Below are 11,559 nucleotides of genomic sequence, written 5' to 3'. Positions count from 1 at the left end.
GCCGAGAGAACCCCCTCCCCCTACCCCCCTCCCGCAAGGGGAGGGGGGACTCAAAAGAGGCGATGCGCGAATGCGGTAGCCCGCGGGGGGAGGGGGGACCAAGCTGGGCTGGGCTGCGGGGAGGCATCCGATGACCGTCCCACGTCCCAGCACCATGGACCGCGACCTGTTCACCGTCCGCTTCGGCGGCGTGTTCGAGCATTCGCCCTGGATCGCCGAGGCGGCGTGGGAGGCCGGGCTGGGGCATGAGCAGGACACCGCCGAGGGGCTGCACGCCGCCCTCAGCGCCGTGTTCCGCGCCGCCGACCACGACCGGCAGCTCCAGGTGCTGTGCGCCCATCCCGACCTGGCCGGGCGGCTGGCCGTGGCCGGCGAGCTGACCGCCAGCTCCAGCGCCGAGCAGGCCAGCGCCGGGCTCGACCGCTGCACGCCGGAGGAATTCTCCCGGTTCCAGGAGCTCAACGCCGCCTATGTCGAGCGCTTCGGCTTCCCCTTCATCATGGCGGTGAAGGGCCGCAGCCGGGCCGAGATCCTGGCCGCCTTCGAGCGCCGGGTCGACAACCCGCGCGACACCGAATTCGCCACGGCCCTGGCCGAGGTGGAAAAGATCGCCCTCCTGCGACTGAAGGACCTGCTGCCGTGAGCCTCGGGACAGCGCCGACGCAGAACACCCTCGCCTATGGCCCCGCGCTGATGCGGCGGCTGGACGAACTGGCCCGCTTCAGCGAGGACCCGGACCGGCTGACCCGCACCTTCCTGTCGCCGGCCCACCGCCAGGCCGCCGACCAGGTGCTGGCCTGGATGCGCGAGGCCGGCATGGCGGCGCGGACCGACGCCGCCGGCAATGTCGTCGGCCGCTACGAGGGCGACCGGCCCGGCCTGCCGGCGCTGCTGCTGGGCTCGCACATCGACACCGTCCGCGATGCCGGCAAGTATGACGGCAATCTCGGCGTGCTCGCCGCCATCGCCGTGGTCGGCGAGCTGCACCGGCGCGGCGAGCGGCTGCCCTTCGCCGTCGAGGTGCTGGCCTTCGGCGACGAGGAGGGCGTGCGCTTCCCGGTCACCCTGACCGGCAGCGCCACCGTCGCCGGCACCGTCGACCCGGCGGTGGCCGACGCGCTGGACGACAACGGAATGCGCCTGGGCGACCTGCTGCGCGACTTCGGCGGCGACCCGGACGGGCTGCAGGCCGAGGCCCGGCGGCGCGACCGCGTGCTCGGCTATGTCGAGCTGCATATCGAACAGGGGCCGGTGCTGGAGGCCGAGGGCCTGCCGCTGGGCGTGGTCACCGCGATCAACGGCGCCAGCCGTACCAACGCCACGGTCCGCGGCATGGCCGGCCATGCCGGCACCGTGCCGATGGACCTGCGCCACGACGCCCTGGCCGCCGCCGCCTCGATGATCCTGGCGGTGGAGCGCTGCGCCCAAAGCCGGCGCGACGTGGTGGCGACCGTCGGGCAGCTCGACGTGCAGCCCGGCGCGGTCAACGTCATCCCCGGCGCGGTGCGCTTCACCATCGATATCCGCGCACCCGACGACGCCGACCGCCTGGCCGCGATGGCCGAGATGACGGCGGCGGTGGAGGGCATCGCCCGCGGCCGCGGTGTCGAGCTGACGCTCGACCGCTACCACGACGCCGGTGCCGTGCGCTGCGACGAGGCGCTGATGGCGCGGCTGGAGACGGCGATCCGCCGGCACGGCCTGCCGGCGCGGCGCCTGCCCAGCGGCGCCGGCCACGATGCCATGGCCATGGCGTCGCTGACCCCGGTGGCCATGCTGTTCCTGCGCTGCCGTGGCGGCATCAGCCACAACCCGGCCGAATCCATCACCGTGGAGGATGCGGATCTTGCCGTCCGCGTCCTGCTCGACCTTCTCCGCCAGTACGCCTGACACGAAAGTTCCCGTGATGACCGACAGCATCGACACCGCCATCCGCACCTACCTCCACGGTGCGCGCGAGCAGCAGGCCCGGTTCCTGGCGGAGCTGGTCAAGGTCCCGTCCGACAACCCGCCCGGCGATTGCGACGCGCATGCCCGGCGGACCACCGAGCTGCTGCGCGAGCTCGGCTTCGAGGTCGAGGTCCATCCGGTGCCGGCCGAGCTGGCGAAGGCGCATGGCATGATCAGCGCCAGCAACCTGATCGTCCGCCGCCGCTTCGGCGACGGTCCGGTGATCGCGCTGAACGCCCATGGCGACGTGGTCGCGCCGGGCGAGGGCTGGACCCACGACCCCTACGGCGCCGAGGTGGTCGATGGCTGGATGTATGGCCGCGGCGCCGCCGTCTCGAAATCCGACATCGCCAGCTACGCCTTCGCGCTGAAGGCGCTGGAGGAGGCCGGCCAGCTGACCCGGGGCACGGTCGAGCTGCACATCACCTATGACGAGGAATCGGGCGGCGAGATCGGGCCGAAGCTGATCCTGGAGCAGGGGCTGTCGAAGCCGGACTTCGCCATCGCTGCCGCCTTCAGCTATGCGGTGGTAACGGCGCACAACGGCTGCCTGCATCTCGAGGTCGAGGTGCGCGGCCGGTCGGCCCATGCCGCTCTGCCCTCCACCGGCATCGACGCGCTGGAGGCGGCGACGCCGATCCTGGTGCGGCTGTACGAGCACCGCAGGCTGTATTCGACCACGGTGTCGAAGGTGACCGGCATCGGCTCGCCGCAGCTGACCATCGGGCTGATCGAGGGCGGCATCAACACCAATGTCGTGCCCGATCGGGTGGCGTTCCGGCTCGACCGCCGGCTGATCCCGGAAGAGAACGGCGCGACGGTGGAGGCGGAGCTGCGCGGCGTGATCGAGGATGCGGCCAGGGCCTTCTCGAAGGCGACGGTCACGGTCCGCCGCATCCTGCTTGCCGAGCCGCTGTCGCCGCTGCCGGGCACCGACCGGCTGGCCCAGGCGATCCGCCGCCGTGCCGCGCCGGTGCTGGGCGAGGAGATCCCGGTCAAGGGCGTGCCGCTCTACACCGACGCCCGGCACTACGCGGCGGCCGGGGTGCCGATCGCCCTCTACGGCGCCGGCCCCCGCACCATCGAGGACGCCAACGCCCACCGGGCCGACGAGCGGCTGAAGCTGGACGACCTGTACAAGGCGACCGAGGTGATCGCGCTGGCGGTCAGGGATCTGCTGGCGGGGTAAGGCAGAGAGAGAATATTTTACTCTCCCCTCGCGGGAGGGGGCAGGGGGAGGGGGCTGTCGCAGCAGGAAGGGGTATCGATCTGGTCGTTGACCCTCGCGTCCGTGCCCTCCGCCAAAGCCAGACCGAGGCCGAGCGCCTGCTATGGCGTCAGCTCCGCGGCAAGCGCGTCGGCGACCTTCGGTTCCGGCGGCAGTATCCGCTCGGGAACTTCATCGTCGACTTCGTCTGCCTCGCGGCCCGGCTCGTGATCGAGGTCGACGGACCCTCACACGACCTGACAGTGGATGCCGATGAACGCCGGACGCGCTGGCTGGAAAGCCAGGGATTCCGGGTGCTGCGTTTCACCAACGATCAGGTCAGGTATCGACTGCCGGACGTTGTCGATGCCATCGCCGCGGCATTGCCGGGCGAAGAGGTTATCGCAAACTGAGTGGCGCCGGCTCGGTCGGCGACACCCCTCCCGCGAGGGGCTACGGCATTGACATATCGATCGGCGACACGGACGGCGGGCTTGCGAACAGATTGCCTCTCTCGCCAGTGAGATCTTCTCGGAACGTCGCCGTTTGAGCCGGCCTACCCTTTTGCCCTCCCCCTCCCCTTGCGGGAGGGGGGAAGGGGGAGGGGTTTGGCGCCGACGGAATTGATGTTGAGCGTCGCCGCCGGCCCCGCAGAGATCCCGGCTGATTCCACGCCGGCTTTCTTCGATCGACACCCCCTCCCCCTACCCCCTCCCGCGAGGGGAGGGGGAGAGTTAGAAGGCAAGATCAGCCTTAACGAGGCGATCGCCGCCCTTACATCGCAGCCTGGAGGTGCGGCCAGACCTCCACCGAGCCGCGCCAGATCATGTCGATGGCGACGTAGAGGATGATCGCCAGGCCGACATAGGCGATCCAGCGGTGGCGGTTCAGCAGCCGGGCGATGAACGAGGCGGCGAAGCCCATCAGCGCGATCGACAGCGCCAGGCCGAAGATCAGGATGACCGGGTGCTCGCGCGCCGCGCCGGCCACGGCCAGCACGTTGTCCAGCGACATCGACACGTCGGCGATCACGATCTGCCAGGCGGCCTGGGCGAAGGTCTTGCGCGGCGCGCCGTTCCCGTTCGCGTCATGGCCGGCCAGCGCCTCCTCGGCCTGGTGCTCCTCCTTGGCGGTGTGGCGCAGCTCGCGCCACATCTTCCAGCACACCCACAGCAGCAGCACGCCGCCAGCCAGCAGCAGGCCGACGATGGCCAGCAGCTGCGTGGTCACCAGGGCGAAGCCGATGCGCAGCAGGGTGGCGGCGGCGATGCCGATCAGGATCGCCTTGCCGCGCTGCTCCTTGGGCAGCCCGGCCGCGGCCAAGCCGATGACGATGGCGTTGTCGCCGGCCAGCACCAGGTCGATCATGATGACCTGGGCCAGGGCCGCCAGCGCTTCGCCTGTCAGCAAATATTCCATGCGAAAACCGTCCTCTTCGTCGCGAGGAGCGGCCTGCATGCCATCCCGGGGGAGCGTGTCAGGGGGTCGGCAGGCGGGCCACTCGATGAGTCTCCAGTCCGACATCGCAGCTCCCGAAGGAGCTGCCAGAGGGGCCCGGCCTGGTGGCTGCCCATATAGCGACAGGGCCTCGCCGGCTCAAGCACCCGGTCGTAGACTGCGGCGCGGAGGCCGCAGGACGGTTCAAAGGTGTGGCGGAATGGATACACATGAATCCGTGATCCGGTCCGGCGCGATCGCGCCGGAGAAGGCCGGGCAATGGACCGGATTCGCCGCCGGGCTGTTCGCCGCGACCGGCCATGCGGTCGAGGCGGCGCCGTCGCCGGATCTTCGGCTCAGCCTGCATGTCGGGCCGCCGGTCGTCGCCCATTGCCGGGCCGAAGGGCTGGTCCAGGACCGGCTGCAGCGCGAGGGCGACATCGACCTGCTGCCGGCCGGCGCCGCGGGGACGTGGGAGGATGAAGGGCCGGCCCGCTTCCTGCTGCTGCGCCTGGCCCCGGCGCTGATGCGCAGCGCGGCGGACGGGCTGGGCCTGGCGTCCGGCCGGCTGCAGATCGCGCCGCGGCTGCAGCTGCGCGACCCGCGGATCGAGCATCTCGGCTGGGCCCTGAAGGCCGAGTTGGAGGCCGGGGCGGAGTCGGACCCGCTCTACGCCGACAGCATCGGCCTGGCCCTGGCGGCCCATCTGCTGCGGCGCTATGCGGCGCCGGTGCCGGCGGCCGCGGCCGGCCAGGCGCTGTCGCGGCGGCAGCTCGCCCGGGTGCTGGAACTGATCGAGTCGCGGCTGGACCAGCGCCTGACCCTGGCCGAGCTGGCGGCGGCGGCCGGGCTCAGCCCGTCGCATTTCAAGCCGCTGTTCAAGGCCTCGACCGGGCTGGCGCCGCACCAGTTCGTCATCCGCCGCCGGGTCGAGCGGGCGCGGACGCTGCTGCTGGGCGGCCGCCTGCCGATGGCCCAGGTGGCGCTCGACGCCGGCTTCGCCCATCAGAGCCACATGGCCCGGGCGATGCGCCGGGTCCTCGGCACCACCCCCGGCGCCCTGCGGCGCGACAGCTGATCGAGGTGCCCATCATGGCCGATGAAAACCGCTTGCCCCGATTTGCCATTCTCATCGATGCCGACAACACGTCGCCGCGCATCGCGGCCGGCCTTTTCGAAGAGGTCGCCAAATTCGGCGAGGCCAGTGTCCGGCGGATCTACGGCGATTTCTCGGGCCAGCGGCTGAAGTCGTGGGCCGACATCCTGCAGAAATACGCGATCGACCCGTACCAGCAATTCGCCTACACGACCGGCAAGAACGCGTCCGACATCGCCCTCGTGATCGACGCGATGGACCTGCTGCACAGCGGCCGGTTCGACGGTTTCTGTCTCGTCTCCTCGGACAGCGATTTTACGCGCCTGGCGTCGCGTCTGCGCGAGCAGGGCGCCGATGTCTACGGGTTCGGGGAGCAGAAGACGCCCGAGAGCTTCCGGCAGGCGTGCCGAAGATTCATCTACACCGAAAACCTGTTGCCCGAGGCTGAGGTATCGACTCCCGAAGAGGGACCGTCCGCCAAGGCCCTGCAGCCCCCCGCCGCGGCCATTCCCATCCTGCAGAAGGCCGTCGCGCAGCTGGAGACGGAGGATGGCTGGGTCGGGTTGGGCGCGGTGGGGCAGCGCCTCGCCAACATCGCCTCCGACTTCGATCCGCGCACCTATGGCTATCGCAAGCTCAGCGATCTGGTGCGAAAGACCGGGGCGTTCGACATCGATCAGCCGGACGGCAAGGCCCTGCGGATCAAGGTCAGGCCGACGCAACCGGCCAGGGCCCGTGGCGGGGAGACGGCAACCAGGAAGCGGCCGTCGTCAGCCTGACGGTGGCCGGCCTGTTGCCGCCGTCCGTTCCGGCGCTGTGCCGTCCGTTCCGGCGCGACCGACCGGCGCCGCCGCGGCAAGGTCGGTCCCGTATCGAGCCCCGATCCGGGGCCGAGCGGGAGAAGAAGCATGTTCGCCATCGTGGGCGCGACGGGACGGATCGGCGGGGCGGCAGCAGGGCAGCTGCGGCGGCGCGGCCATGACGTGCGGGCGGTCGTCCGCGATCCGGGCAAAGCCGGCGCGCTGGCCGAGGCCGGCTGCGAGATCGCGGTCGCCGACATCGCCGACACCCGGGCGCTGACCGCGGCGCTAACGGGCGCCGAGGGCGTGCTGGCGGTCGTGCCGCTGGCCCCGTCCCGCGGCGACGCCGCGGCCGAGGCGCGGGGCCTGGTCGACAGCCTGGCAAGGGCGCTGGAGGCGGCGCGGCCGCCGCGCACCGTCGCCATCTCCGACTATGGCGCCCAGCACCCGGACGGCACCGGCGTCACCCTGATCTTCCACCATCTGGAGCAGCGGCTCGCGGACCTGCCGGGCGTGAGCTTCCTGCGCTCGGCCGAGCACATGCAGAACTGGGCGCGGTCGCTGCGCGCCGCCGCGGCCACTGGCGTGCTGGCCAGCCTGCACCATCCGCTCGACAAGCGCTTCCCGACCGTCTCGGCCCCCGATGTCGGGCGGATCGCGGCCGACCTGCTGGCCGCCGCCGAGGCGCCGCCGCGCAGCCTCCACGCCGAAGGGCCGCAGCGCTACACGCCGATGGATGTCGCCGCCGCCTTGGCGGGGCCGCTCGGCCGGCCGGTCCAGGCGGTGGCCCTGCCGCGCGGGCAATGGGACCAGGCGCTCGCGGCAGGCGGGCCGAGCGAGGGCTATGTCCGGCTGATCACCGAGCTGTACGACGCGCACAATGCCGGGCGGATCGAGGTCGAGGGCGGCGAGGTCCGGCGCGGGACCACGTCCCTGGCCGAGGTGCTGGCGGCGCTGGTGCGCCAGCTGGCCTGACCTATCCGAACTCCTGGTGCTGCGGCAGGTCGTCGGTGATGGTGTACCAGGGCGCCTTGGAGCCGACGAAGATGTGCGCGGTCGGCCGGATCGTCGGGTCGTCGACCAGCGTGCCCATGGCGACATGGACATAGGCGCCGTCGCGGACGACCGAGAACAGCAGCGAGCCGCAGGCCCGGCAATGCGTGTTGTTGTGGTCCGGCTCGCCATAGATCATCAGCGCATCCCGGCCTTGGGTCACGGTCAGCTTGCTTCGCTCTATGCCGGCGAAGGGCTTGAAGGCCGACCCCGTCGTCCGCCGGCAGTTCGAGCAGTGGCAGTTCATGGCATAGCGGAACTCGTCCGCCACTTCATAATGGACGGCGCCGCAATAGCATTTGCCGGTCAGCATGCGCGTGCTCTCGGTCATTGGCTTTCCTCTCCGAGGGTCTTGGTTCGGCCAGCGTATCGCTCCGCGCTCCGCCTTGACAGCCCGGTACCGGCGGCGCTCTGTTCCCGCAGATTTCTAGGGGAGACGTCCATGCCCGACCATCGTCGAGACGGCACCGGTGAGGCGGTGGCCCGCATCGTGCCGGCCGCCAACACCCATCGCAACCCCGGCATGGCGCTGGAGCTGGACTGGGTCGAGGCGGCACGGGTCAATCTCAGCGCCGCCGAGCGGAGGGCCGCCACCATGACCACCCGGCGCACGGTGAAGAAGGAATACCAGGCCGCCTGGCTGGTCAAGGCGATCACCTGCATGGACCTGACCACCCTGGCCGGCGACGACACGCCGGGCCGGGTGCAGCGCCTCTGCGCCAAGGCCCGGCACCCGCTGCGCGACGACCTGGTCGAGGCGCTGGGCCTGTCCGACCGGCCGCCGACCACCGGCGCCGTCTGCGTCTACCCTTCCATGGTCGGCGCCGCGGTGAAGGCGCTGGCCGGCAGCTTCATTCCGGTCGCCTCGGTCGCCACCGGCTTCCCGGCCGGGCTGACGCCGCTGCCGCAGCGCCTGGCCGAGATCCGCTACGCGGTGGAGGAGGGGGCGGCCGAGATCGACATCGTCATCCACCGCGCCCAGGTGCTGAACCGGGAGTGGTCCGCCCTCTACGACGAGGTCCGGGCGATGCGCGAGGCCTGCGGCGACGCGCATCTGAAGACCATCCTGGCCACCGGCGACCTCCGGACCCTGCGCAATGTCGAGGCGGCCAGCCTGGTGTGCATGATGGCCGGAGCGGACTTCATCAAGACCTCGACCGGCAAGGAGGATATCAACGCCACCCTGCCGGTCAGCCTGGTCATGGTGCGCGCCATCCGCGACTACCAGGCCCGCACCGGCGAGCGCGTCGGCTTCAAGCCGGCCGGCGGCCTGCGCACCGCCAAGGACGCGATCGCCTGGCTGATCCTGATGAAGGAGGAGCTGGGCCGGCCCTGGCTGGAGCCGGAGCTGTTCCGGATCGGCGCCTCGTCGCTGCTGGCCGATGTCGAGCGCCAGATCGAGCATTTCGTCACCGGCCGGTACTCGGCCGGCTTCCGCCACGCCGCCGCCTGAGGAGCCCGAAGATGCCCCGGATCGCGGAGATTCTCGACACCATGGATTACGGCCCGGCGCCCGAGGACAGCGGCATCGCCCGCGACTGGCTGGGGCGGCACGAGGCCGGCTTCGGCCATTTCATCGACGGCAAGTTCGTCGCCCCGGCCGAGGGCGGGCGCTTCGAGGTGCTGAACCCGGCCACGGGCAAGCCCCTGGCGCAGGTGGCGCAGGGCACCGCCAAGGACGTCGACGCCGCGGTCAAGGCCGCGCGCCGGGCGCAGAAGGGCTGGGCGGCGCTGCCGGGGGCCGAGCGCGCCCGCCACCTCTATTCCCTGGCTCGCCATGTCCAGCGCCGCGAGCGGCTGCTCTCCGTGATCGAGACCATGGACAACGGCAAGCCGATCCGCGAGAGCCGGGACATCGACATCCCGCTGGTCGCGCGGCACTTCTACCATCACGCCGGCTGGGCCTCGCTGGTCGAGACCGAGTTCCCCGGCTACCGCCCGGTCGGGGTCTGCGGCCAGATCATCCCGTGGAACTTCCCGCTCCTGATGCTGGCCTGGAAGGTGGCGCCGGCGCTGGCGGCCGGGAACACGGTGGTGCTGAAGCCGGCCGAGTTCACGCCGCTGACCGCGCTGCTGTTCGCCGAGATCGCCCGAGAAGCCGGGCTGCCGCCGGGCGTGCTGAACATCGTCACCGGCGACGGCATCACCGGCGCCCTGATCGTCGAGCATGCGGATGTCGACAAGATCGCCTTCACCGGCTCGACCGAGGTCGGGCGGAAGATCCGCGAGGCGACCGCCGGCAGCGGCAAGAAGCTGTCGCTGGAGCTGGGCGGCAAGTCGCCCTTCATCGTCTTCGACGACGCCGACCTCGACGCCGCGGTCGAGGGCGTGGTGGATTCGATCTGGTTCAACCAGGGCCAGGTCTGCTGCGCCGGGTCGCGCCTGCTGGTGCAGGAGAGTGTGGCCGACCGCCTCTACGACAAGCTGAAGCGCCGGATGGCGACGCTGCGGGTCGGTGACCCGCTCGACAAGTCGACCGATATGGGCCCGATCGTGGCCCAGGTGCAGCTCGACCGGATCAAGCACTATGTCGAGCTCGGCAAGAAGGAGGGCGCCGCCTGCTGGCAGGATTCGGCGACGCTGCCGAAGGGCGGCCTGTACTTCCCGCCGACCCTGTTCACCGGGGCCGAGCCGGCCTCGACCATCGCGCAGGAGGAGATCTTCGGCCCGGTGCTGTCGGCCTCGACCTTCCGCACCCCGGACGAGGCGGTGAGCCTGGCCAACGCCTCGCGCTACGGGCTGGCGTCCTCGGTGTGGTCGGAGACGGTGAACCAGGCGCTGCATGTCGCGGCCCGGCTGAAGGCCGGCGTGGTCTGGATCAACTGCGCCAACATGTTCGACGCCGCGGTCGGCTTCGGCGGCTACCGCGAGAGCGGCTTCGGCCGCGAGGGCGGGCGCGAGGGCATGTTCGAATATCTGGTGGCGGGCTGGGAGAAGGACGCGCCGGCGCTGAAGCCCGTGGCCGCGGCGCCGCTGGCGGCGGTGCCGCTGGGCGGCGACCACGACCTGCCGTCGATCGACCGCACCGCCAAGCTCTATGTCGGCGGCAAGCAGGCGCGGCCGGATGGCGGCTACAGCTATAGCGTGCTCGACCCGAAGGGCCGGGCGCTGGGCCAGGTCGGCCTCGGCAACCGCAAGGACATCCGCAACGCGGTCGAGGCGGCGCACAAGGCGACGGGCTGGAGCGGCCTGGCCGGGCACAACCGGGCCCAGGTGCTGTACTTCCTGGCCGAGAACCTGGCGGCCCGGTCGGAGGAGTTCGCCCGCCGCCTGACGGCGATGACCGGTGCCTCGGCCAAGGCCGCCGCGGCGGAGGTCGAGGCCGCGGTGCGGCGGATCTTCTTCTATGCCGGCTTCGCCGACAAATATGACGGCCAGGTGCACGACGCCCGCGCCCGCCAGGTGACGCTGGCGATGAACGAGCCCTGGGGCGTGATGGGCCTGCTGTGCCCGGACGAGGCGCCGCTGCTCGGCTTCGTCTCGCTGGTGGTGCCGGCGATCGCCATGGGCAACCGCGTGGTGGTGGTGCCGTCGCCGCGCCGCCCGCTGGCGGCGACCGACCTGTACCAGGTGCTCGACACCTCCGACGTGCCGGACGGCGTGGTCAACATCGTCACCGGCGAGCGCGACGTCCTGGCCAGGACCCTGGCCGAGCACGACGACGTCGCCGCCCTCTGGTATGTCGGCCCGGCCGAAGGCGGTGCTCTGGTGGAGAAGGCCAGCGCCGGCAATCTCAAGGCCACCTGGACCAACCAGGGCCGCCGCCGCGACTGGCTGTCGGATGTTGAGGGGCAAGGCCGCGACTATCTGCGCCGCGCCACCCAGGTGAAGAACATCTGGCTGCCTTACGGAGAGTAGGGCCGCCGTCTCCGGAACGGAGGGGCCGTGCACCACATTCCTGTCCTCGGCTATTGGATTCACACATCTCGGAAGTGAGCTTTTTTAAGTCCCCCTCCCCTTGCGGGAGGGGGCAGGGGGAGGGGTCTGGGCGCGGGCGCCGGGGGAAGGGGCGGGGC

General features: G+C 71.2%; 11 protein-coding genes. 9 read left to right on the top strand and 2 right to left on the bottom strand.

What is annotated here, in order from left to right; genetic code table 11:
* Positions 1-130: 130 nt before the first annotated feature.
* From uraD to AAHM41_RS35535, 4 genes are read left to right on the top strand one after another with little or no spacing between them, the layout of a single operon-like run.
* Complete coding sequence (gene uraD / locus AAHM41_RS35550) at positions 131-643, top strand: 2-oxo-4-hydroxy-4-carboxy-5-ureidoimidazoline decarboxylase (protein WP_342241364.1); 513 nt, start codon at positions 131-133, stop codon at positions 641-643.
* A complete protein-coding gene (locus AAHM41_RS35545) occupies positions 640-1,890 on the top strand; it encodes an allantoate amidohydrolase (RefSeq protein ID WP_342241363.1) in 1,251 nt (416 codons plus the stop codon). The genes uraD and AAHM41_RS35545 overlap by 4 nt, the downstream gene beginning before the upstream one ends.
* A 16-nt stretch (positions 1,891-1,906) precedes the next feature.
* Positions 1,907-3,139 carry an ArgE/DapE family deacylase gene (locus AAHM41_RS35540; RefSeq protein ID WP_342241362.1) on the top strand — a complete coding sequence of 411 codons (1,233 nt, stop codon included), beginning with the start codon at positions 1,907-1,909 and terminating at the stop codon, positions 3,137-3,139.
* A 14-nt stretch (positions 3,140-3,153) separates the two neighbouring features.
* Positions 3,154-3,570 carry an endonuclease domain-containing protein gene (locus AAHM41_RS35535; RefSeq protein WP_342241365.1) on the top strand — a complete coding sequence of 139 codons (417 nt, stop codon included), beginning with the start codon at positions 3,154-3,156 and terminating at the stop codon, positions 3,568-3,570.
* Positions 3,571-3,931: 361 nt separating this feature from the next.
* On the opposite strand, the gene AAHM41_RS35530 is transcribed toward AAHM41_RS35535, so the two are convergent.
* The gene (locus AAHM41_RS35530) at positions 3,932-4,576 is read right to left on the bottom strand and encodes a TerC family protein (RefSeq protein ID WP_342241361.1); all 645 of its coding nucleotides are present in this window, start codon (positions 4,574-4,576) and stop codon (positions 3,932-3,934) included.
* A gap of 238 nt (positions 4,577-4,814) precedes the next feature.
* Between AAHM41_RS35530 and AAHM41_RS35525 the strand changes: the two genes are divergently transcribed.
* The 3 genes from AAHM41_RS35525 to AAHM41_RS35515 all read left to right on the top strand — a co-directional run bounded on the left by AAHM41_RS35525 (position 4,815) and on the right by AAHM41_RS35515 (position 7,465).
* Positions 4,815-5,672, top strand: a complete 858-nt coding sequence (locus AAHM41_RS35525) for an AraC family transcriptional regulator (RefSeq protein WP_342241360.1) — start codon at positions 4,815-4,817, stop codon at positions 5,670-5,672.
* 14 nt (positions 5,673-5,686) lie between these two features.
* The gene (locus AAHM41_RS35520) at positions 5,687-6,469 is read left to right on the top strand and encodes an NYN domain-containing protein (RefSeq protein ID WP_342241359.1); all 783 of its coding nucleotides are present in this window, start codon (positions 5,687-5,689) and stop codon (positions 6,467-6,469) included.
* Positions 6,470-6,598: 129 nt separating this feature from the next.
* The gene (locus tag AAHM41_RS35515; protein ID WP_342241358.1) at positions 6,599-7,465 is read left to right on the top strand and encodes an NmrA family NAD(P)-binding protein; all 867 of its coding nucleotides are present in this window, start codon (positions 6,599-6,601) and stop codon (positions 7,463-7,465) included.
* 1 nt (position 7,466) lies between these two features.
* On the opposite strand, the gene AAHM41_RS35510 is transcribed toward AAHM41_RS35515, so the two are convergent.
* Positions 7,467-7,874 carry a GFA family protein gene (locus AAHM41_RS35510; RefSeq protein WP_342241357.1) on the bottom strand — a complete coding sequence of 136 codons (408 nt, stop codon included), beginning with the start codon at positions 7,872-7,874 and terminating at the stop codon, positions 7,467-7,469.
* Positions 7,875-7,985: 111 nt separating this feature from the next.
* Between AAHM41_RS35510 and deoC the strand changes: the two genes are divergently transcribed.
* A complete protein-coding gene (gene deoC / locus AAHM41_RS35505) occupies positions 7,986-8,996 on the top strand; it encodes a deoxyribose-phosphate aldolase (protein ID WP_342241356.1) in 1,011 nt (336 codons plus the stop codon).
* Positions 8,997-9,007: 11 nt separating this feature from the next.
* The gene (locus tag AAHM41_RS35500) at positions 9,008-11,401 is read left to right on the top strand and encodes an aldehyde dehydrogenase family protein (protein WP_342241355.1); all 2,394 of its coding nucleotides are present in this window, start codon (positions 9,008-9,010) and stop codon (positions 11,399-11,401) included.
* The last annotated feature ends 158 nt before the right edge of the window (positions 11,402-11,559 follow it).

Source organism: Inquilinus sp. OTU3971, from assembly GCF_038440215.1.
This window is presented reverse-complemented; position numbering and strand designations above follow the sequence as displayed.

Coding starts and splice junctions, on each gene's coding strand:
- uraD (WP_342241364.1), top strand. CDS start 131: ATGACCGTCCCACGTCCCAGCACCATGGACCGCGACCTGTTCACCGTC.
- AAHM41_RS35540 (WP_342241362.1), top strand. CDS start 1,907: ATGACCGACAGCATCGACACCGCCATCCGCACCTACCTCCACGGTGCG.
- AAHM41_RS35530 (WP_342241361.1), bottom strand. CDS start 4,576: ATGGAATATTTGCTGACAGGCGAAGCGCTGGCGGCCCTGGCCCAGGTC.
- AAHM41_RS35525 (WP_342241360.1), top strand. CDS start 4,815: ATGGATACACATGAATCCGTGATCCGGTCCGGCGCGATCGCGCCGGAG.
- AAHM41_RS35520 (WP_342241359.1), top strand. CDS start 5,687: ATGGCCGATGAAAACCGCTTGCCCCGATTTGCCATTCTCATCGATGCC.
- AAHM41_RS35515 (WP_342241358.1), top strand. CDS start 6,599: ATGTTCGCCATCGTGGGCGCGACGGGACGGATCGGCGGGGCGGCAGCA.
- AAHM41_RS35510 (WP_342241357.1), bottom strand. CDS start 7,874: ATGACCGAGAGCACGCGCATGCTGACCGGCAAATGCTATTGCGGCGCC.
- deoC (WP_342241356.1), top strand. CDS start 7,986: ATGCCCGACCATCGTCGAGACGGCACCGGTGAGGCGGTGGCCCGCATC.
- AAHM41_RS35500 (WP_342241355.1), top strand. CDS start 9,008: ATGCCCCGGATCGCGGAGATTCTCGACACCATGGATTACGGCCCGGCG.